The sequence below is a fragment of the Deltaproteobacteria bacterium genome (assembly GCA_020848745.1).
GTDB lineage: Bacteria > Desulfobacterota > Binatia > UTPRO1 > UTPRO1 > UTPRO1.
In genome coordinates, this window is the sequence record JADLHM010000025.1 from 63,476 (window position 1) to 85,079 (window position 21,604).

At 69.0% G+C, this 21,604-nt stretch carries 20 protein-coding genes; 5 read left to right on the forward strand and 15 right to left on the reverse strand.

What is annotated here, in order from left to right:
- Positions 1-38 precede the first annotated feature (38 nt).
- The 5 genes from IT293_03720 to IT293_03740 all read left to right on the forward strand — a co-directional run bounded on the left by IT293_03720 (position 39) and on the right by IT293_03740 (position 5,300).
- A complete protein-coding gene (locus IT293_03720) occupies positions 39-743 on the forward strand; it encodes a hypothetical protein (GenBank protein MCC6763749.1) in 705 nt (234 codons plus the stop codon).
- A gap of 154 nt (positions 744-897) precedes the next feature.
- Positions 898-2,211 carry a hypothetical protein gene (locus IT293_03725; protein MCC6763750.1) on the forward strand — a complete coding sequence of 438 codons (1,314 nt, stop codon included), beginning with the start codon at positions 898-900 and terminating at the stop codon, positions 2,209-2,211.
- A gap of 134 nt (positions 2,212-2,345) precedes the next feature.
- Positions 2,346-3,038, forward strand: coding sequence for an ankyrin repeat domain-containing protein (locus IT293_03730; GenBank protein ID MCC6763751.1), 693 nt, complete (start codon positions 2,346-2,348; stop codon positions 3,036-3,038).
- Positions 3,017-4,570, forward strand: coding sequence for an apolipoprotein N-acyltransferase (gene lnt / locus IT293_03735; protein ID MCC6763752.1), 1,554 nt, complete (start codon positions 3,017-3,019; stop codon positions 4,568-4,570). The genes IT293_03730 and lnt overlap by 22 nt, the downstream gene beginning before the upstream one ends.
- Positions 4,571-4,727: 157 nt before the next feature.
- Positions 4,728-5,300: a YqgE/AlgH family protein gene (locus tag IT293_03740; GenBank protein MCC6763753.1), complete on the forward strand. Its 573-nt coding sequence runs from the start codon at positions 4,728-4,730 to the stop codon at positions 5,298-5,300.
- Positions 5,301-5,797: 497 nt separating this feature from the next.
- Here IT293_03740 and IT293_03745 read toward each other — a convergent pair whose 3' ends face one another.
- The 15 genes from IT293_03745 to IT293_03815 are packed head-to-tail and all read right to left on the reverse strand — an operon-like array spanning position 5,798 to position 21,422.
- On the reverse strand, positions 5,798-6,544 hold the full coding sequence (locus IT293_03745; protein MCC6763754.1) for a succinate dehydrogenase/fumarate reductase iron-sulfur subunit: 747 nt from the start codon (positions 6,542-6,544) through the stop codon (positions 5,798-5,800).
- 11 nt (positions 6,545-6,555) lie between these two features.
- Positions 6,556-8,469, reverse strand: coding sequence for a fumarate reductase/succinate dehydrogenase flavoprotein subunit (locus IT293_03750; GenBank protein MCC6763755.1), 1,914 nt, complete (start codon positions 8,467-8,469; stop codon positions 6,556-6,558).
- The gene (locus IT293_03755) at positions 8,466-9,134 is read right to left on the reverse strand and encodes a succinate dehydrogenase cytochrome b subunit (protein ID MCC6763756.1); all 669 of its coding nucleotides are present in this window, start codon (positions 9,132-9,134) and stop codon (positions 8,466-8,468) included. The genes IT293_03750 and IT293_03755 overlap by 4 nt, the downstream gene beginning before the upstream one ends.
- A 1-nt stretch (position 9,135) precedes the next feature.
- Positions 9,136-9,453 carry a cytochrome C oxidase subunit IV family protein gene (locus IT293_03760; GenBank protein ID MCC6763757.1) on the reverse strand — a complete coding sequence of 106 codons (318 nt, stop codon included), beginning with the start codon at positions 9,451-9,453 and terminating at the stop codon, positions 9,136-9,138.
- A gap of 1 nt (position 9,454) precedes the next feature.
- Positions 9,455-10,129, reverse strand: coding sequence for a cytochrome c oxidase subunit 3 family protein (locus tag IT293_03765; protein MCC6763758.1), 675 nt, complete (start codon positions 10,127-10,129; stop codon positions 9,455-9,457).
- Complete coding sequence (ctaD, locus tag IT293_03770) at positions 10,126-11,727, reverse strand: cytochrome c oxidase subunit I (protein ID MCC6763759.1); 1,602 nt, start codon at positions 11,725-11,727, stop codon at positions 10,126-10,128. The genes IT293_03765 and ctaD overlap by 4 nt, the downstream gene beginning before the upstream one ends.
- On the reverse strand, positions 11,724-12,734 hold the full coding sequence (gene coxB, locus IT293_03775) for a cytochrome c oxidase subunit II (protein ID MCC6763760.1): 1,011 nt from the start codon (positions 12,732-12,734) through the stop codon (positions 11,724-11,726). The genes ctaD and coxB overlap by 4 nt, the downstream gene beginning before the upstream one ends.
- Before the next feature lie 3 nt (positions 12,735-12,737).
- Complete coding sequence (locus tag IT293_03780; protein ID MCC6763761.1) at positions 12,738-13,577, reverse strand: SCO family protein; 840 nt, start codon at positions 13,575-13,577, stop codon at positions 12,738-12,740.
- A complete protein-coding gene (locus IT293_03785; protein ID MCC6763762.1) occupies positions 13,574-13,993 on the reverse strand; it encodes a hypothetical protein in 420 nt (139 codons plus the stop codon). Before IT293_03785 ends, IT293_03780 begins: the two co-directional genes overlap by 4 nt.
- Position 13,994: 1 nt before the next feature.
- Positions 13,995-15,179, reverse strand: a complete 1,185-nt coding sequence (locus IT293_03790) for a hypothetical protein (GenBank protein MCC6763763.1) — start codon at positions 15,177-15,179, stop codon at positions 13,995-13,997.
- Complete coding sequence (locus IT293_03795) at positions 15,172-15,846, reverse strand: cytochrome c (GenBank protein MCC6763764.1); 675 nt, start codon at positions 15,844-15,846, stop codon at positions 15,172-15,174. The genes IT293_03790 and IT293_03795 overlap by 8 nt, the downstream gene beginning before the upstream one ends.
- Positions 15,846-16,358, reverse strand: coding sequence for a DUF3341 domain-containing protein (locus IT293_03800; GenBank protein ID MCC6763765.1), 513 nt, complete (start codon positions 16,356-16,358; stop codon positions 15,846-15,848). The genes IT293_03795 and IT293_03800 overlap by 1 nt, the downstream gene beginning before the upstream one ends.
- Before the next feature lie 26 nt (positions 16,359-16,384).
- Complete coding sequence (nrfD, locus tag IT293_03805; protein MCC6763766.1) at positions 16,385-17,785, reverse strand: polysulfide reductase NrfD; 1,401 nt, start codon at positions 17,783-17,785, stop codon at positions 16,385-16,387.
- A complete protein-coding gene (locus tag IT293_03810; GenBank protein ID MCC6763767.1) occupies positions 17,782-20,772 on the reverse strand; it encodes a TAT-variant-translocated molybdopterin oxidoreductase in 2,991 nt (996 codons plus the stop codon). Before IT293_03810 ends, nrfD begins: the two co-directional genes overlap by 4 nt.
- Positions 20,769-21,422, reverse strand: a complete 654-nt coding sequence (locus IT293_03815) for a cytochrome c3 family protein (GenBank protein MCC6763768.1) — start codon at positions 21,420-21,422, stop codon at positions 20,769-20,771. The genes IT293_03810 and IT293_03815 overlap by 4 nt, the downstream gene beginning before the upstream one ends.
- Positions 21,423-21,604 lie beyond the last annotated feature (182 nt).

Sequence of the window (21,604 nt, forward strand, 5' to 3'; positions counted from 1 at the left end):
TTGAAGCCGCGAAGAGCTTCGCGCTAGGAGCCTGTCCGGTGCGTGGAACCTCGCGTCCGGGAGTGCTCGTCGGCGTCGCGTTGGTCCTGATCCTCGGGACCGCATGGCTCCTCCGCCGCGTGAACGCCGAGCGGGCGCGCGACCGCGGCACGACGGTCGCCACGGCGCCGACCGCGGGCGCGCCCGCCGCGCCGAACGCGCGCCGGACGCCCCTCTGGCAGCCGGATCCGAACGATCCCGAGCCCGCCGAGGATCTCGCCTACAAGGCCGATCCGCTGTCGCCGATGGTCGATCCCGCCGACGAATGGGCCCGTATCGACTTCGACGAGATGCGGCGCGCGCTCCCCGACAACCTCTACTGGAAGATGGCCTTCCCGACGAAGGACCAGGCGTTGATCGACGAGCGCGCCCGCATCCGCGAGCAATGGAACGTCGAGTACGGGAAGGTGATCTCGAACACCGCGACCGATCAGGAGATCGACGCCTTCTACGGTGAGCAGCAGAAGATCTCCGAGGACTACCTCGAATGGCTCGTCTACCTCGCCGACCATTACGGGAACCTCGTACCGCGCTCCGCGACCGGCGGCCTGAAGCTCGCCGGCGAGATGCACCTCGCGCGCCTCGAGGAGATCCCGCGCAAGATGGCCGAGGCGAAGGAGCGCAGCGCCGCGCACGCGAAGGCGCGCCAGGCGTGGCTCGAGGAGCAGCGCCGGTTCGCGTCACCCGCGCCGCCGGCACAGTGACCGCAACGCGCGGTGACGCGTAGCGGCGACATCGCTTGCCCGTTCACGACAATTTTCTTGCGCTGCGCACCGGCAACGTGCTAGCCCGCGATCCCGATGTCCCTTCGGACGAGGCATGGTGCCTCGTCCCACATCCCAAAGGAGGCTGCGACGAATGAAAGCTCGTACCTTGCTCCTGGTCCTTGCGGCTGCGGCGGCGCTGGCGCTGCCGAGCACGTCGCGCGCGATCGGCATCGAAGATGTCGTCGACGGCGGCAACACCTACCCCTGGGTCCTCGTCGAGCTGCCCGGCACCGTGTGCAGCAACGGTTCGCAGTATCGCTTCTGGTATTACGATTCGCCGACCTCCAACAACATGGCCATCTCCTACGAGGGTGGCGGCGCGTGCTGGGACTACCCGAGCTGCAGCGGGCAGACCGGCATCCTCGGCGCCGCCAACCCGAACGGCATCCCGACCGACTACATCACCCAGATGAAGGCGAAGTACGTCTCGCCGATCATCAACGGCGCCGACCCCGGCATTCCGATCTTCCGCTCGAAGACGAACCTCGTCACGAACGGCTGGGACATGGTCTACATGCCGTACTGCACGGGCGACGTGCACGTGGGGAACCGCGTCGTCACCTACACGGACCCGACCGGCCAGAACCCGCCGCTCACGTTCCGCCACAACGGCTACAACAATTCGGTGGCCGCGCTGAACTTTCTGCACACGCGCTTCCCGTCGATCGGGAAGCTCGTCGTGACGGGCTTCAGCGCCGGCGGCGTCGCGACCAACACCATCTTCTACCAGGCGCGCCGCACGCTGCTCCCGACCGTCAAGGCGTACCTGCTGAACGACTCCGGTCCGGTCTTCCCGGCGCCGAACGCGAGCTACAACTCGTACCAGCTCCACCAGACCATTACCGTGTCGTGGAACATGGCCTCGCTCTTCAGCCAGCTGCCCGCCCCGTTCAATCCGTCGAACTACGGCACCATCAACCAGATGGTCGCGCAGCAGTTCCCGAACGACCGCATGGCGTACACGGGCTACTCGAGCGACTACAACTTCTCGCGCTTCTCCTACGAGCGCTTCTTCCCGGGCATCGACCAGGCCGGCATCCTCGCGAAGTGGCGGGCCGACCAGACGAACCTGATCAATCAGATCAAGAACTACTCGAACTGGAGCTACCACGTGCCGTGGCACCGGCCGATCAACGACAGCCACTGCGTATCGATCATCACCTTCATCGGCAGCCACGCCTGTCCGAGCGTGCGCAAGAAGAAGTGGTACGAGTTCTTCGAGTGGCCGCAGACGCAATCGTGGAAGTGCCCGAGCGGCTTCCGGCCCTTCGAGACCTTCCTCTCGAACTGGATCGGCAGCAACCTCCAGCAGCGGATCGTCGAGCCGGAGAACTACTACAACAACGAGGATCCCGGGATGCAGATCATCGGCCCGGCGATCAACGACGCACTCGCGGGCGTCTGATCGGCGGACGCGACATCACGAGGCGGGGGTCCCGGCGGGGCCCCCGCCTTTTTGCTCGCCGCGGTGCGCCCGCCGCGCTCGCCGCGTACACGCTCTTCGCCGCCGCCTGCAGCCCGAGCGCGCCGCCCGCGCCCGTGGCGACGACGACCCCGGCCGCGCCCGCGACGGGCGCTCCGTCCCCGGGCGGCGACGTGGGACGGGCGGCCTCCGCGCAGAACCGCGTCCTCGGGCTCGGGGAAGCCCGCAACCCGGAGCCGTTCAGCCTCGACCAGCGGCTGCTCGACGCCGCCCGCCGGAACGACCGGACCACGATCGCGCGCGCCCTCGAGCTCGGCGCGCATCCGGCCGCGAAAGACGAGATCGGGCGGAACGCGCTCTTCCTCGCCGTCATGGACGGGAAGAGCCTCGAGCTCACGCGCTGGCTCCACGAGGAGCAGAAGCTCGGCGTCGACGATCCCGACGTCACCGGACGGACGCCGCTCAGCTTCGCCGCCGACACCGGCCAGCTCGACGTCGCGCGCTACCTCGTCGAGCAGGGCGCCGCCGTCGACAGCCGCGATTTCAACCAACGGACGCCGCTCATGCACGCCGCCGGCGCCGACCACCCCGACGTGATCGCGTATCTCGTGGATCGCCACGCCGACGTGAACGCCCGCGACCAGTTCGGCGACACGCCGCTGATCATCGCCTGCGGGAAGGGCAACACGGGGAGCGCGGCGATGCTGCTCCGGCGCGGGGCCGACGCGACGATCCAAGACCAGGAAGGACGGACCGCCAAGGAGCGAAGCGCGCCGGAAACGGAGCCGTGCCTGCGGCTGCCGAAGTAGGCCACGGCTTCGGCGCGCGCGCCGACACGGATCCTCTCCGCGGCGCAGACGCGCTCGCCACCGCCGCGGGCGGCGCGCTCTACTTCCTCGGCTACCTCGGGTGGGGAGCCTGGCCCTGCCTCTTTCTCTTCCTCGTGCCGTTGTGGTGGGCGCTCGCGCGCGCGGCGCGGCGGCGCCAGGCGGCCGGCCTCGGCTTCCTCTTCGGCGCTTGCGCGTTCGCGGGAGGCCATCTCTGGTTGCTCGCGCTGATCGGTCCCTTTCTCGACGGCCGCTGGACGACCGGCGCCGCGCTCTGGCTCGCCTACGGCGCGTGGTTCGCGCTCGCCTTCGCGCTCTACGGGCTCGCCTTCCACGCGCTCCGGCGCCGCGGATACGGGGTGGGCGTCGCCGGCGTCGCGCCGTACGTCCTCCTCGAATGGGCGCAACCGCAGATCTTTCCGCTCTATGCCGGGAACGGCCTCGTCGCCGTCCCGCTCCTCGCGCAAGCCGCCGATCTCGGCGGACCGCTTCTGCTGACGGGCCTTCTCGCGGGCGCCAACCTCGTCGTCTTCGAGAGCATCGCGTGGCTGGACGGACGCCGCGCCCGGCCGGCGGCGACCTGGATCGCGGGCGCCGTCGTCGGGCTCGCCGTCGTCGCCTACGGACTGGCGCGGATGGCCGAAGCCGACGCCGCGAGCGCGCACGCACCCGCGGTCCGCGTCGGCATCGTCCAGGCGAATCTCGACGTCCGAGCCAAGGACACTCTCGGCGTCATCACCCACCGCAAGCACCTCGCCCAGACGCGCGAGCTCCTGAACGAGGGCGATGTCGATCTCGTCGTCTGGCCCGAGAGCGCCTACGTCCGCGGCATCCGACGCCCCCTTCCGGTCTCGAGCCGGCCGATCGTGCAGGATCTGCCGATCCCGCTCCTCTTCGGCGCCAGTTCGGCGACCGAGGTCGACGGCCGGAAGGTCAAGTCGAACTCGGCGCTGCTCGCCGGCGAGGACGGCTTCATCCGCGACGCGTACGACAAGAACCTGCTCATCCCGCTCGCGGAATCGATGCCGTTCGCGACCACGCTGCCGGCGCTCGCGGCGCTCTTTCCCCACGCCGAGCAGTTCGCCGCCGCCGAAACCGTCCCGGCCTTGCGTCTCGGCCCCTGGCGGATCGCGACGCCGATCTGTTACGAGGCGATCCGTCCGGAGCTCGTCCGCCGCATGGTCCGGGAATCCTCGCCGCACATCCTCGTGACCCTCGCGAACGACGCCTGGTTCGGCGACTCCCAGGAGCCCTGGATCCACCTCGGGCTCGCGCGGCTCCGCGCGATCGAGCATCGCCGCTGGCTCGTGCGCGCGACCAACAGCGGCGTGAGCGCGATCGTCGATCCCGCCGGGCGCCTCGTCGCTCGCACCGGACTTCTCACCCGCGCGAACCTGCGCGGCATCGTGCACCCCCTCGCGGGGGCGACGCTCTACGCGCGGCTCGGCGACTGGCCCGGATGGATCGCGCTCGCCGTCGCGGCGGCCGCGACGCTCGCCGGCCGGCGCCGATGAGCGACATGTCGATGCACGAGCCGAAAGCGCGCGCGCACGCCGCCGCCGTCGCCCTGCGCGATGCGCTGCGCACCGCACGGACGAAAGAGTCGCCGCCCACCGCCGGCCGTTGACGGAGGGAGTGGCCCGGCAGCGTCGGACGTGTCAGAAGGGAGCCATGTCCGAGCTTTCCTCGCAGCTTCTGGTGGCGATGCCGCAGCTGGACGACCCCAACTTCAAGCGTTCGGTCGTGCTGTTGGTGCACCACGGCGAGGGAGGCAGCTTCGGCATCGTCCTCAATCGGTCGCTCGACCTCACGATGAGCGAGCTCATGCAGAACAGCGGGATCCAGTGGCCGGCGGGCGTCGGAAGCGTCGGATGGGGCGGGCCGGTACAACCCGAGCGCGGCTGGGTCGTGTTCTGCGACGACGCCCCCCCCGCCGCGGCGCCGGACGGCGGCGGCGAGGACGACGACGTGGCAACCCTGGGACACGGCGTCCGCGTCACGGGCTCGCTCGACAAGCTCCGCTCGGTCGCGAGCCATCCGCCGTCCGCGGTCCGCCTCTTCCTCGGGTACGCCGGCTGGGGCGCCGAGCAGCTCGAGAGCGAGCTCGCCGAGGGCGCCTGGCTGCTCGCTCCGCTCCGGCGCGAGGTCGTCTTCGACACGGCGGAGGACCACATGTGGGAGGCGGTGGTCCGCGGTCTCGGCATCGATCCGACGGCGCTCGTCCCCGCCCGCGGTATCCACTAGCCGCCGCGGCGGCCCGTCGACGATCGCGCACGACCCGGCGGTTCCACGGGGGTGGCGGGTCGGTTCATCGTTCGAGCCGGTGGGGCCCAGCGCCTAGTGCCCGCCGCTGCCACCATGCCTTGGGCACACGCGAGCTGTCCTCACTCCTCACCGACCCGCCACCCCCGCGGCGGCACCGCCGATGCCGTGCGTGGCGACAACGGGCGCCGCGAATCGTCTTCGGCCGAAGAGAAGAACCTTCGGGAACGTGCCGAGTGGTCGAAGACAGAGCAGCGATAGGGCGGCGACGACGCGGCGGGCACGAGCGCGGTCTCAGCGGACGGTCGCTCCGCGCGGGTGGCGGGTCGGTGAGGAGTGAGGACAGCTCGCGTCGTGCGCAGGGCGGACGAGGCAGCGGCGCGTAGTACGCGCGGGGCCCCACCGGCCCGAACGATGAACCGACCCGCCACCCGCGCGGAACCGCAGCGGCGACGAGGACCGATCGAGCTCGAACGAGGTCAGCCGCGCCGGAGCAGCGCCCGCACGTACTCGCGACTGAGCCGCTGGATGTTCGTGACCGAAATCTCCTTCGGGCAGACCGCCTCGCACTCCCCCTCGTTGGAGCACGCCCCGAACCCTTCCTCCTCCATCTGCGCCACCATCGCGAGCACGCGCCGCTCGCGCTCCGGGCGGCCCTGCGGCAGCGTCGCCAGGTGGCCGACCTTCGCGCCGACGAAGAGCACGGCCGAGGCGTTCTTGCAGGCGGCGACGCACGCGCCGCAGCCGATGCACGCCGCCGCATCCATCGCCCGCTCCGCATCGTCCTTCGGCACCGGGATCGCATTGGCCTCGGGCGCGCTGCCCGTATCGACCGACACGTAGCCGCCCGCCGCGATGACACGATCAAAGGCGCTCCGGTCGACGACCAGGTCCTTCACGACCGGAAAGGCGCGCGCCCGCCACGGCTCGAGGGTGATCACGTCGCCGTCGCGGTAGTGGCGCATGAAAAGCTGGCACGTGGTCGTCGCGGCCTTCGGTCCGTGAGCGACCCCGTCGACGACCAGGCCGCACGAGCCGCAGATACCCTCGCGGCAATCGGAGTCGAATGCGATCGGCTCTTCGCCGCTCGCGGTGAGGTCCTCGTTCACGACGTCGAGGAGCTCGAGGAGCGACATGTGGGGCGACACGTCGCGCGCCGTGTAGTCGACGAGCCGTCCGGGCGTCTGCGGGCCCGGCTGCCGCCAGACCCGCAACGTCAGCGTCATCGTCGCTTCGCTCACTTGTAGCTCCGCTGCGTCAACGTGACGCTCTCGAAGTGGAGCGGCTCCGTGTGGAGCGTCGGCGTCCGATCCCCGCCGTGCCACTCCCATGCGGCGACGTGCGCGAAGTGCTCGTCATCGCGCTGCGCCTCGCCGTCGGGCGTCGCGTGCTCCTCGCGGAAGTGGCTGCCGCACGACTCGTCACGGGCGAGCGCGTCGATCGCCACGAGCTCTCCAAACTCGAGGTAGTCGGCGACCCGGAGCGCCTGCTCGAGCGACTTGTTGAAGTTCGTGGGCTCGCCGGGAACGCGCACGTTCTGCCAGAAGGCCTCGCGCTGCGCGCGCACCGCGGCGCGCGCCTCCTCGATGCCCTGCGCGGTGCGCGAGATGCTGCACTTCTCCCACATGACCTGGCCGAGCCGACGATGGTGGGTGGTGACCGACGTGTCCCCGCGCACGCGGAGCACGTGGTCGATGCGCGTCTGCACCGCGTTCGCCGCCTCCTTGAAGGCGTCGTGGTCCGTCGACACCCTCCCGAGCGTCGTCCCCGCGATGTAGTTCGCGAGCGTGTACGGGATGATGAAGTAACCGTCGGCGAGACCCTGCATGAGCGCGCTTGCGCCGAGCCGGTTCGCGCCGTGGTCGGAGAAGTTCGCCTCACCGAGCACGAAGAGGCCCGGGAGGTTGCTCATCAGATCGTAGTCCACCCACAGGCCGCCCATCGTGTAGTGCACCGCCGGGTAGATGCGCATCGGAGCCGCGTACGGGTCGTCGCCGACGATGCGCTCGTACATCTGGAAGAGGTTGCCGTAGCGCTCACGGATGACGTTGGCGCCGAGCCTCTGGATCGCGTCGGCGAAGTCCAGATAGACCGCGTAGCCCGTCGGGCCGACACCCTGCCCCGCCTCGCACACCGCCTTGCAGTTGCGGGCGGCGACGTCGCGCGGCACGAGGTTGCCGAAGCTCGGATAGCGCTCCTCCAGGAAGTAGCAACGCTCGCCCTCGGGGATCTCCCGCGGCGCGCGATGGTCGCCGGCGCGCTTCGGGATCCACACCCGCCCGTCGTTCCGCAGGCTCTCGCTCATGAGCGTGAGCTTCGATTGGTACTCGCCCGAAGCCGGGATGCAGGTCGGGTGGATCTGGACGAAACAGGGGTTGGCGAAGTAGGCGCCGCGTTTGGCGCAGCGCCACGCCGCGGTGACGTTGCAGTTCCCGGCGTTGGTCGAGAGGAAGTAGAGGTTGCCGTACCCGCCCGTCGCGAGCAGCACTGCGTCGGCGGCCCAACGTTCGATCTCGCCCGTGACGAGATCACGGGTGACGATGCCGCGCGCCCTGCCGTCGACGACGACCAGGTCGAGCATCTCGCGACGCGGGAAGATCTTGACGGTCCCCTCGTCGACCTGGCGCATGAGCGCCCCGTAGGCGCCGATCAAGAGCTGCTGCCCGGTCTGTCCGCGCGCGTAGAATGTTCGCGACAACTGCGCGCCGCCGAACGAGCGGTTGTCGAGGAACCCCCCGTACTCTCGGGCGAACGGCACGCCCTGCGCCACGCAGTGGTCGATGATCTTGACGCTCACCTCCGCGAGGCGGTGGACGTTCGCCTCGCGGGCACGAAAATCGCCGCCCTTGATGGTGTCGTAGAAGAGCCGGAACACCGAGTCGCCGTCGTTCTTGTAGTTCTTCGCGGCGTTGATCCCGCCCTGCGCCGCGATCGAGTGCGCGCGCCGGGGGCTGTCGAGAATGGTGAACGCGAGGACGTTGTAGCCGAGCTCCCCGAGCGAGGCCGCGGCCGAGGCTCCGGCGAGTCCGGTGCCGACCACGATGACCGTGTGCTTGCGCCGGTTCACCGGATTCACGAGCTTCAAGTGGTCCTTGTAATGGGTCCACTTCGTGTCGAGCGACCCCGGAGGAACCTTGCCGTCGAGGATCACGCCGGCACCCATCCGAGCCAGATCGCGATCGGGACGACGACGAAGCCGACGGTGACGACGACCGCCAGCACGTTGCCGGTGCGACGCAGCCAGTCCCGGTCGCCGACGCCGAGCGACTCGAGGCCGCTCGCGAAGGCGTGCCAGAGGTGGCATCCGATGATCAACATCGCGCCCACGTACCACGCGACCTCGAGCGGCTCGTGGAACTCCTCGATCACCAGGCGATGGAGGTCGCGCACCGCGGGGTCGGTCGGCGACGGATAGATCGGTCCCCACTTGAAGGTCCAGAGGTGGAGCGGCACGAACGCGATCAGGAAGATCCCGCTCAGGATCATCGTCGAGGACGCAACGCTCTTGTGGCTCTTGCCTCCTGCCCGCCCCTTCACGACGTAGCGGTCGGGGCGCGCCTTGCGGTTCCGCACCGTGACCGCGATGCCCGAGACCAGGTGCGCCGCGAAGAGCGCGAGGAGGCCGAGCTCGGCGACGTAGATCAGCGGGTTGCTGACGAGGTGATGGCTGTACCCGTTGAAGACGTCGCGCCCCGCGAACAGGACCAGGTTGCCGGCGACGTGGACGAGCAGGAATGCGAGCAGCAGCAGTCCGCTCGCCCCCATGAGCATCTTGCGGCCGATGGAGGACGAGAGAAAGCGGACGAGCGCCGACACCTCAGCCCCCGGGAGTCCCCAGCCAACCCCGGCTCACGATGTCGGACATCGTGAGCGCCAGCATGATCGCCACGAAGACGAACCCGCTCGCCACCACCAGCCACGTGAGCTTCGAGCTGTACTTCACGTGCATGAAGAACAAGACGACCAGGGTCGCCTTGGTGACGGCGATCCCGAGGGCCACGATCGTGTTCATCGTCCCGAGGTCGATGAAGGCCACCCACACGGTGAGGGCCGTCAACACCATGAGCGCCGCGAAGATCGCCAGGTAGATCGTGATCGGGACGACGTGATCGCTGCTGCGGGCGCCGGCGCTCATCTCAGTGCCTCCCGATCAGATACAGCAGAGGAAACAGGAAGATCCAGACGATGTCGACGAAGTGCCAGTACAGACCCGTGAGCTCGACCGGGCTGTAGTAGGCGCTGCCGTACGCACCCCGCGCCGCCCGCCACACGAGCACTCCGAGGACGGCGATGCCGATGACCATGTGCAGCGCGTGGAGGCCGGTCATCACGAAGTAGAGGGAAAAGAAGATCTGAGCGTGCCGCGCGTCGCCGTCGAACAGGAAGTTCGGCCCCGGAATCAGGTGTTCGTGGAACTTGTGCCCATACTCGATCGTCTTGACGCCGAGGAACACGCACCCGAGAAAGATCGTCGCCAGCAGGAAGATCACCTGCGCCCAGCGCTTCCCGAGCTGCGCGCCGTGGACGGCGAGCGCCATCGTGAGGCTGGAGGCGATCAGGACCGCCGTGTTGAACGAGCCGAGGACCACGTCGAGGTGGTGACTCGATTGCGCGAAGGCGGCCGGGTACATGAACCGATAGACGGTGTACGCGACGAAGAGCCCGCCGAAGAACAGGATCTCCTGCGCGATGAACACCCACATCCCGAGCTGTGCCGCGCCGTGCTGGTGCTCGGCGCTGTCGAACTGGTGGGCGTACGCGCGCTCGGCCGAGTGGCCGCGCGCTGCCGCGTGGGCGTGACCGGCGCTCATATGAATTCGGCCTCGTGCATGTCTGAGTAGGCGTACGCCCCCTCGGTGACGACCGGCGTCGTCGCGAAGTTCTCGGTCGGCGGCGGTGACGGCGTCTGCCACTCGAGCCCGGTCGCGCGCCACGGGTTGTCGGGCGCGACCTTGCCGTAGCGGAGCGACCACAGAAGGTACGTGAGCGGCAGCAGGTAGCCGACGCCGAGGATCGTCGCGCCGGCCGTCGACATCACGTTCAGCACCTGAAACTCGGGCGGGTACATGTGATAGCGCCGCGGCATCCCGAGGTAGCCCGCCAGGAACTGCGGGAAGAACGTCAGGTTGAAGCCGACGAAGATGGTCGCGGCGCCGATGCGGGCAGGCCATTCCGGATACATACGGCCCGAGATCTTCGGCCACCAATAGTGGATGCCGCCGAGGTAGCCCATGATCGCGCCGCCGACCATGATGTAGTGGAAGTGCGCGACGACGAAGTACGTGTCGTGCACGTGCACGTCGAAGCCGAGCGTCGCCAGGAAGAGCCCCGTGAGGCCGCCGATCGTGAAGAGGCCGATGAAGCCGAGCGCGTAGATCATCGGCGCGGCGAACTCGATCGATCCGCGGTACAGGGTGGCCGTCCAGTTGAATACCTTCACGGCCGACGGGATCGCGACGAGGAAGCTCAGCACGGAGAAGATGAGCGACGCGTAGACCGACTGGCCCGAGAGGAACAGATGGTGGCCCCACACGAGGAACCCGAGCACCGCGATCGCCATGCTGGAGACCGCGACGAACCCGTAGCCGAAGATCACCTTGCGCGAGAAACAGGTGATGAGCTCGCTGACGATGCCCATGCTCGGCAGGATCATGATGTAGACGGCCGGGTGCGAGTAGAACCAGAAGAGGTGCTGGAAGAGGACCGGGTCGCCGCCGAGGGTCGGATCGAAGATGCCGAAGTGGAAGGCCCGCTCGACCGCCACGAGGAGGATCGTGATGGCGATCACCGGCGTGCCGAGAATGAAGATGATGCTGGTCGCGTAGTGCGCCCACACGAAGAGCGGCAGCCGGAACCACGTGAGCCCGGGCGCCCGCATGCGGTGGATCGTGACGATGAAGTTCAGGCCCGTGAGGATCGACGAGAAGCCGTTGATGAAGATGCCGAGCGCCGCGGGGATCACGTTCGTGTGGGCGGCCGCGGTGCTGTAGGGCGTGTAGAAGGTCCACCCCGTGTCGACGCCGCCCGTGAAGATCGCGTAGAGCGCAAAGAGCGCCCCCACCACGAAGAGGTACCAACTGGCGAGATTCAGGCGCGGGAACGCCAGGTCGCGCGCGCCGATCATCATCGGAATCAGAAAGTTCCCGAGCACCGCCGGGATCGACGGGATCAGGAAGAAGAACACCATCACGATGCCGTGCATCGTGAAGAGCTTGTTGTAGGTGTCGGCGCTGACGAGGTCGCCCGCGGGCGTCAGGAGCTCGAGGCGGATCATGAGGGCGAAGAGACCGCCCAGCAGGAACATGGCCGTGATCGAGACCAGGTACAGGATCGCGATGCGCTTGTGATCCTTAGTGAGGAGCCAGGACCAGATACCGTAGTCGGCGTTGATGTAGTTCGTCGACGTCATGAGCCCGTCTTTCCCGTCCCGGCAGCAGCACCGGCCGTACCGGCGCTCGGTCCGAGCGACTTGATGTAGGCGATCAGCTGCATCACTTGCTCTTCCGTCAGCTGGCCCTTGAAGGTCGGCATGACCGGGGCGAAGCCTTTCACGAGCTTCGCGGCCGGGGTGAGAATCGACTCGCGGAGGTAGTCGTCGTCGACGGTGACGGTGGTGCCGTCCTGCAGCTCGACGGAGTGACCGACGATGCCCGCGAGCTGCGGACCGAGGACGGAGCCGGGCTGATGACACGTGAGGCAGCCCTTCTGCTCGAAGAGGTCCTTGCCGGCGGCGGCGAGGTTCGGACCGGCGCCGTCCGCCGCCGCTCCGGCCGCGACCGGCACGGCAGCGCCGCTGGTCAGCCACGCCTGATAATCGGCGGGATCCATCACGATCACCTTGCCGATCATGCCGGAGTGCATGGTGCCGCAGTACTCGGCGCAGAAGAGGTGGTAGCTGCCGATCCTGGTCGCCTCGAACCACGCCGTGGTGTAGCGGCCCGGCACGGCGTCCTGCTTGATGCGGAACGCGGGCACGTAGAAGCTGTGGATCACGTCCTCCGACGTGAGCGTCAGCTTCACGGGGCGGCCGAGCGGGACGTGCAGCTCGTTGATCTCGCGGCGGCCCTCGAGGTGCTGGATCTTCCACATCCACTGCTTGCCGACGACGTTCACCTGGAGCGCGTCGTCGGGAGGACGCTTCAAGGTGACGAAGAGGTGCGCGCCCCACCCGAACATGACCATCGCGACCCCGAGCGGAATCACCGACCACGCGATCTCGAGCGCGGTCGAGCCGTGGATGTACGGCGTCACGTCGTTCTCGGAGCGGCGCCGATACATCACCGAGAACGCGATCACCGCGACCGCGATCAGCACCGCGAAGAACACGGAGATCGCGACCAGGAACGCGTACAGCATGTCCGTCTGCAGCGCGACGGTCGATGCTTGCGGCGGCAGGAGGCCGAGTCGTTCGAGCATGCCTCAGGCACTCCCCTTGCGACGGCGACCGGCGGCCGCCTCGCGGCGGAACATCACGGTCATGAAGGCGCCGAGGGCGAGGACGGTGGCGACGCCACCCGCGCGCACCATGTTGAGGGCGATGGCGCCGTACTTCCCGGTGGCCGGATCGTAGCGGTAGCAGAACAAGAGGAGCGCATCGACGGCCGAGCCGATCTTGTGGTCCGCGGCCTCGACGAGCCCGAGGCGGAGGTCGCGGCCGGAATACTCGACGCCGTAGTAGTAGCGGGCGAGCTTGCCTTCGGGGGTCGCGACCATGATCGCCGCCGCGTGCGCGAACTGCTTCTCCTCGGGCACCCAGCGGTAGCGGAACCCGACGGCCTTCGCGACGCGCTCGATCGACGCCTGGTCGCCGGTGAGGAAATGCCAGCCGTCGGCGGTCCCGGGACGCCCGTAGTCGGCGACGTACGCCGCCTTCTTCTTCGCCGCGGTCGCGGGCGTGTCGCGCGGGTCGAAGCTCACCGCGACGACGTCGAACTCGCTGCCGGGCTCGAAGCTCATCGTCTTGAGCGTCTTCCCGAGTCCGTTCAGGACGAGCGTGCACAGCATCGGACACTCGAAGTACGTCATCACGAGGACGACGGGCTTCGTGCCGAAGTAGTCGCCGAGCGTGACCGCGCGGCCGTGGTCGTCGGTGAACGACGCGTCGAGCGGCAGCGGCTCGCCGAGGCGCTGGTCGATGCCGACCTCGCTGAGCGCCGGCGGACGCACGTCGGCGGCGCCCGGCTCCGTCGCGGCCGACACCGGCGCGACGCCGAGCACCAGGGTGAGCGCCGCGAGACGCTTCTGCCACCGGCGCGTCACGGTCGATCCTCCGGCGCGGCCGGGCGTGCCGGCAACCCGCGCTCCGCGAGCAGCGCGATCGCGCGCTCGACGGGGATGCGGACGATGCCCGCCTGCTTGTCAATCCAGCCGTAGGCATGGATGGCCGCGTCTTCGCGGGCGCGGAGATCGACGAGATCCTGGCGGGGGTCGGTCTGCAGACGCGGCGCGGGCGGCTCCTTCAGGCCGTAGCTCGCGGCGAGCGGGCTCGGCGGCTCCGTCTGCGCGGCCCGGAAACGCGCGAGGACGTTGAAGAGCATGAGCATCGCGACGAAGGCCGCGACGCTGATCGCGACGAGCCCGACCATGGAGAGCCCGACCGCCGCCGGCGCGATGTCCGACTCCTCGTGACCGACCGACCCGTCGGGCGCATGCGACTGGTGCTGGTGGGCGCTCATCCTATGCTTCCCTCGGGATCGCGGGATCGTTGAGCGGCAGGACCGGACGCGTCTTCAGCTGCGACACGAAGAGCCACATCCACGTGCCGCCGATCGCCGCCGCCGCCGCCACATCGAGCCAATGGATCGAGAAGCCCTCGGGCGCGACCGCGGGACGGAGCATCCAGAAGAGGTCGACGAAGCGGCCGGCGATGAGCACCAACGCGACGACCGACACCGCCCGCGCGTGGCGCTTCAGATCGCGCGAGAGCAGCACCAGGAACGGCATCGCGAAGTGCACGACGATCAGCACGACGGCCACCCACTCCCAGCCGCCCCGGGCGCGCGCGAGGTACCAGGGAATCTCCTCGGGCAGATTCGCGGACCAGATGATGAGATACTGCGAGAGCGCGAAGTAGCCCCAGAGCATCACGAAGGCGAGCATGAGCTTGCCGAGGTCGTGGAACTGCGTCGGCGTGATGATGCGCGAGAACGGCGGGCGCTCCGCGAGGAGCGCCGCCATCGGGATGACGAAGGCGAAGGTCGCGAGCCCCTGCCCGCCCATGAACATGACGCCGTACAGGGTCGAGAACCAATGCGGCTCGAGCGACATGCCCCAGTCCATCGACGCGAAGGTGATCGTGAGGGCGTAGAGCAGCAGCCCGCCGCGGCTCAGCATCTCGAGCCGCCGGGTGAGACGCGGATCGGCGCCGGCGTCCTGTTGGAGCGACCAGCGATTCAGGAAGTACGCCGTACCGATCCAGGTCGTGAAATAGAAGACCGCGCGCCCGAGGAAGAACGGCACGTTCAGATACAGGCTCTTGTGCTGCAGGATCGGGTCGTGCGCGACGTGATCGGGATTCGCCCACTCGTAGAGATGGGGCAGGCCGAGCGCGATCGGCAGGAAGAGCAGCGCCAGAAACGGCAGGGTCCGCGTCGCCGCCTCGAGGATACGGCGGATCACCGCGCCCCATGCGCCCCCGGTGATGTACTGGAGCATCAGGATCGCCATGGAGCCCAGGCCGAGCCCGAGGAAGAACAGGTACGAGACGAGGTAGGCGTGGAAGAACGCCGCGCGCGCCGCGAAGAGCCCGACGACGCAGCCGACGACGCCGAGGCCGCCGACGACGAGCGCCGCGCGCTGCACGCGGTGCAGCACGTGGTCGGGCGCGAGATCGAACGACGAGCGGCGCGCGGGCTCACTCATGACCGCCCCCCGGAGCCGCGTGATCGCCGTGCGCCGCCGGCGCCTCCCGCGCCGGGAGCCCGGTCTTCGGATCGAGCGTCTTCCCTTCGAGGAACGCCGCGCGGCCCTCCGCCGGCACCTCAGCGACGGTGGCGTGCTGGCTCAGTTGCAACGCCCGGACGTACGCCGCGATCGCCCACCGGTCGGCGGCCGGCACCTGCGCCGCGTAGCTCGGCATGACGCCGAAGCCGTTGGTGGCGACGTCGAAGAAATAGCCCGGCGGCATGCCCCGCAGCCGCTCGTCGTGGAACGAGGTCGGCTGCTTGTAGCCGCGCATCACGATCATGCCCTGGCCCGTCCCCACACGGTCGTGACACGGCGAGCAGTAGACGTCGAAGGCCTGCCGGCCGCGCTCGAGCATCTCCCGGGTCACGGGCGCGGGAAACACCTCGGCGAGCTTGCCGTCGGCTTTGCCGCTCACGAGCAGCGCGTCGTCGTCGCGCCGTCCGCGCGCCACCGTGCCGGGCACGCGCGGCCGCGACGCCCGTCCGTCATCGAAGAAATGACTCTCCTCGAGGGGCTGATACTTCGGCTGGTCGTGCATGTCCTGCCGGCAGCCCGGGAGGACCAGGAGCGCGAGCCCGGCCGCCAGCCCCGCGAGCGCGCGCGTATGGTTCCGACGCGCCATCAGTCCTCCTCGACTTCCGCCACGCTGAGCGGCTCGAGGGTCTCGAGGAATCGACGCGTCTCCTCGCGGTCGAACCGCGGGTCGGTCGCCTCGATGCAGAGAAAGAACTTCTCGCGCGTCGCGAGCGCGAACTGCGGCACGTTGAAGACCGGGTGGTACGGCATCGGCAGCCCGTTCAGCGCGAGCAGGGCGAGCACGCAGGTCCCCGCGGCCGCGAGCACCGTGGTCTCGAACGTCACCGGCAGGAACGACGGCCAACTGAACAACGGACGGCCGCCCACGTTGATCGGGTAGTCGACGACGGAGGTCCACGTGGCGAGCGCGAAGCCGCCGATGCAGCCGGCGAGACCGCCCAGGAACACGAGGATCGGGAGGAGCCGGTCGTGGATGTGGAGCGCCTCCGAGACCTCCTCGATCGGGAACGGCGAGTACGCGTCCATCGCCCGGTAGCCCGCGGCGCGCGCCTTGTGGATGGCGACCACGAGGGCGGTCGGATTGTCGAACTCGGCCATCATTCCGTAGAGCGGGGCGCGCTTCATCAGTGATGCGCCTCCGCGCTCTCGTCGACCTTCGCCTCGGGGACCATCGTCCGCATCTCGAAGATCGAGATCATCGGCAGGAAGCGGATGAAGAGGAAGAGCAGGCTCGAGAAGAGGCCGATGGTGCCGAGGAAGGTCGCCCAATCCCAGACGGTTCCGGTGTACATGCCCCACGACGACGGCAGGAAGTCGCGGTGCAGGCTCACGACGATGATGATGTAGCGCTCGAGCCACATGCCGATCGACACGATGATCGACACGACGAAGAGCCACCCGAGGTTCAAGCGCAGCTTCTTGAACCACATGAGCTGCGGCGCGATCACGTTGCAGAAGATCAGGCTCCAGTAGAGTTTGTTGTAGGGCCCGAAGAAGCGGTTCGTGATCATGAACTCTTCGTACGTGCTGGCGCTGTACCAGGCGCAGAAGGTCTCCGTCATGTAGCCGTAGGCCACGACGAGACCGGTCGCGAGCATCACCCGCGCCATGTTGTCGAGGTGGCGCATCGTGATGAAGTCCTCGAGGTCGTAGTACCAGCGCAGCGGGATCGCGAGCGTCAGCACCATCGCGAACCCGGCGTAGATGGCGCCGGCGACGAAATACGGCGGGAAGATCGTCGCGTGCCAGCCGGGCATCAAGGACACCGCGAAGTCGAAGCTGACGATCGTGTGCACCGAGACCACCAGTGGGGTCGAGAGGCCGGCGAGGAGGAGGTACGCAGTCTCGTAGCGGTGCCAGTGGAGCGCCGACCCGCGCCACCCCATCGCGAGCAGGCCGTACACGAACCGCCCGACCCGGCTCGGCGAGCGGTCGCGGAGCGTCGCGAGATCAGGGATCAGGCCGACGAACCAGAACATGAAGGACACGCTCGCGTAGGTGGACACCGCGAAGACGTCCCACACGAGCGGGCTCCGGAAGTTCGGCCACATCGCCATCGTGTTCGGGTAGGGAAACAGCCAGTACGCGAGCCACGGTCGGCCGAGGTGCGCCACCGGGAAGATCCCGGCGCAGGCGACCGCGAAGAGCGTCATCGCCTCGGCGAAGCGGTTGATCGACGTGCGCCACTGCTGACGCAGGAGCAGCAGGATCGCCGAGATCAGCGTGCCGGCGTGGCCGATGCCGATCCACCAGACGAAGTTGATGATGTCGAAGCCCCAGGCGACCGGGACGTTGATGCCCCAGATGCCGATGCCGGTCGCGACGAGGTTGGTGAGCGCGACGAGCAGCAGCATGAGCAGCGAGAAGGCGATCGTGAAGCCGAGGAGCCAGCCGCGACGGACGCCCTGGTCGAGGACGATCGCGCCGATCTGATCGGTGACCGTCTCGAACGTGTGGCCGGGCTCGATGAAGGGCGGCCGCGCGATCACGCCGGGGTGCGGCTTCGTCTGCGTCGGCTGGCTCATGCCTTCTCCAGCGCGGGGTTCGGATTGCGAACGGACGCGAGATAGGTCGTGCGCGGCCGCGTGTTGAGCTCTCCGAGGAGGGCGTAGTTACGCGCGTCGGCCTTCGTCTTCGCCACCCGGCTCCCGGCGTCGTTGATGTCGCCGAAGACGATTGCGTCCGCCGGACATGCCTGCGCGCACGCGGTCACGACCTCGCCGTCGCGCACCGGACGGTCCTCGCGGCGGGCGGCGATGCGCGCCTGGCTGATGCGCTGCACGCAGTACGTACACTTCTCCATGATGCCGTACGAGCGCACGGTCACGTCGGGGTTGCGCGCCAGCTTCAGGCTCTCGGTCGTCCAGTCCTGGTACTTGTAGAAATTGAAGCGACGGACCTTGTACGGGCAGTTGTTCGAGCAGTACTTCGTGCCGACGCAGCGGTTGTACACCATGTCGTTGAGGCCCTCGCTGCTGTGCACCGTCGCGTTGACCGGACACACGACCTCGCAGGGCGCCTGCTCGCACTGCATGCAGGGGACCGGCTGGTGGTGGATCGTCGGGCTCTCGGCCTCGCCCTCGAAGTAGCGATCGACCCGGATCCAGTGCATCTCGCGGCCCCGGCTGACCTGGTCCTTGCCGACGATCGCGATGTTGTTCTCCGCGTTGCACGCCAGCACGCAGGCGTTGCATCCGACGCAGGTGGCGAGGTCGATCGTCATGCCCCACGCGTGCCCCTCGTAGGGGTACAGCGGGTAGAGGGTCATGTCGTCGCCCGGCTGGTGCTCGACGTGCTTCGCGAAGTCCGGCGCGTGCGTGTACTCCTCGAGCGCCGCCTCGCGTATGAGGTGCCGCCCCTCCATGCTGTGGTGCTCTTGGGTCGAGGCGAGGAGGTACTGCGCGCCCGTCCGCCGCACGTCGGCGCCGCGCGCGATCCACGCCGCGGCGCTCGTGCGGACGAGGTTCGCGTCGAAGCCGACGCCGTCGCCCACCCGGCCCGCGCGCCGCCGGCCGTAGCCGAGGCTCATCGTGATCGACTCGTCGGGTTGGCCGGGCACGACCCAGGCCGGCGCCTCGAGGTTCCGCTCACCGAGGGCGACCTGGACCACGTCGCCCGACACGACCCCGAGCCGCTTCGCGGTCGCCGGGCTCACCAGCGCGGCGTTGTCCCACGTGAGCTTCGTGAGCGGCTTTGGCACCTCTTGCAGCCAGCCGTTGTTCGCGAAGCGGCCGTCGAGCACGCCGGCATCGAGGCGGAACACCAGCTCGACACCCTTCGCCTCGGCCTTCCCGCGCTCGGCGATGGCCGCGTCCACCCAATCGGTGCGCACGGCGAGATCCTTCGGCGGCAGCGCCGTCCCGGGAACCATGCCGTCGTGGAGCGTCGTCCGCCACCAGCGCTCGAAGTCGGCTCCCGCCTTCGGCTTCCACTCGGCGCGGACGAGGTCGAAGGCCGACTGCGGCTTGCCGTTGGCGGCCGCCACCACCTCGTGGGCCGTCTTGCCGCCGTAGAGCGGTGCGATCAGCGGCTGCACGATGGTCGCGGTGCCGTCGGCCGAGCGCACGTCGCCCCAGCTCTCCAGGTAGTGCGCCTCCGGCACGTGCCAATGCGAGAGGACCGCGGTCTCGTCCTCGTAGAGGCCGAGGTGCACGCGGAACCGCACCTTCTCGAGGCGCGCCGCGAATTGCAGGTCGGCCGGGGCCGTCGCGACCGGATTGGCGCCGAGCATCAGGAGCACCGTCACCTTGCCGGCCGCCATGTCGGCGACGAGCTCCCGCAGCGACGCCAGCGTGGCGACCGGCTCGGCGACGACCGGGTCCGTAAGGACCACCGTCTTGCCGCCGTTGCCGAGCGCGGCGTTCAGCGCGTGCGCGAGCGCGTGCACGACCGCCGGCTGGTGATCGCCGGCGACGACGATGGCACGGCCCCGGTGCGCGTCGAGGTCTTTCGCGACCGCCCGTACCCACGCGGCGTGCGCGGAGGCCGAGCCTTGCGGCGCGCGCGGCACGGCGCGGAGCTCGGCGGCGAGCGCCCACGCGATCTCCTCGACCTCGCCCGCGGGCACCGCCAGACGATGGTCGGCGCGCGCGCCGGTCGGCGTCGGCGTGCTCTCGACCGCGTAGAGCCGGCTCATCCCGGCGCCCGGCTTCCGCCGCGTCGCGAAGTCGCGCAGATGGCGGACGTGATCGCGGCCGCTCGCCAGCACGTCGGCGTCGAGCGCGAGCACCACGTCGGCGTCGGCGAAGCGATACTGCACATCGGCGTCCACGCCGAACGCGGTCTTCGCGCCGACACGCGCCCCGTCGCTCGCGAGCGGATCCCATTGGTGCCAGCGCGCCTGCGGCAGCGCGGCGAGCAGCGCGCGCATCTGCGCCGCGAGCGTCGGCGACGAGACCGTCTCGGTGAGGATGCGGACCCCGGCGCCCCCCCTGGCGCGCTCGCCCTCGAGCGCCTTGTCGAGCGCGGCGACGAAGGAGTCCCACGTCCGAATCTCGCCCGCGCTCGTGACCGCCTGCGAGCGGTCCGGATCGTAGAGACCGAGGATCGACGCCTGCATCAGCGCGTCGGTGGCCCCGCGGCTCGACGGATGGTCGGGGTTGCCCTCGACCTTCGTCGGACGGCCCATGTGGCTCTCGATCAGGAGACCGGTCCCGACGCCGCCGAGCGGCATCGCCGTCGCGAAGAAGAGCGGCCGCCCGGGCACGATGTCCTCGGGCGCCTTCACGTACGGCATGATGAGCTCTTTGGGCTGCCGCGTGCACGCCGACACCCCGGCAAGCGCGAGCGACGCCCCCATCAATTGCAGGAACTGGCGGCGATCGACGGTCTCGAGCATGCTCGCCGCCTGGCGCGGCAGCTCGCGCCGCATCATGGCGTCGAAGCCGGGCCGCCGCGCGAGGGCTTCCAGGCTCCGCCAGTAGTGCTTGCCGCGCGCGGCCGCGAGCTCCTCGCGGACGGCGGCGAGCTCCAAGACCGGCTCGTCCGTACGCGGATGGGTCGGGTCGCTCATCGGTGGCACGTGTCGCAGTCGGTCTGCGGGTGCACGTCGTTCGCCTTCAGGAGCTCACGGCCGAGCGCGAGCTGATCGCCGCCCGGGGGCTGCCATCCCATCGTGAAGACCTCCTCCTTGGGACGCACGTAGCGCTCGGGGTTGCGGTGACACTCGAGACACCAGTCCATCTGCAGCGAGTTCTGCTGCCACGTCAGGTTCATGCGGTCGATGCGTCCGTGGCAGGTCTCGCAACCGACGCCTTTGGCGACGTGGATGGAGTGGTTGAAGTAGACGAAATCCGGCAGGTCGTGGACCTTCACCCATGGGATCGAGACGTCGGTGCGCAAGCTCGCGCGCACCGGCTCGAGCATCGGGCTGTCGGCCCAGATCTCCTTGTGGCAGTTCATGCACGTCTGGGTCGGCGGGATTCCGGCCTTCGCGCCGATCTCGACCGACGTGTGGCAGTACCGGCAGTCGATCCCGAGCTCGCCGGCGTGATGCCGGTGGCTGAATGGCACGGGCTGTTCGAGCGCGAGACCGGCACCCGTCACGTACGACGAGCGGTTCACGAGAGCCAATCCGTAGCCGGCCGCCGCGACCACGATGAGCGCCCCGAAGATGCTGACCCGCGCGATCGTGTTCGTGCTGCGGTGAAAGACCTGAGGCACGCGGGGGCGGATAATACCGATGACGCCCAATCCTGCAAGATCGCGCAAAGTGAATTAGCGTGATCGAGCCCAGAAGCGATACTAATGCGCGGCGATCGGCGTCCGCGCGGCGCCCGGACCCGGATCTCTCGACACCACGGCCTTGCCCCCGTCGAGGCCGAGCTCGGCGGCGCGGCCGATCG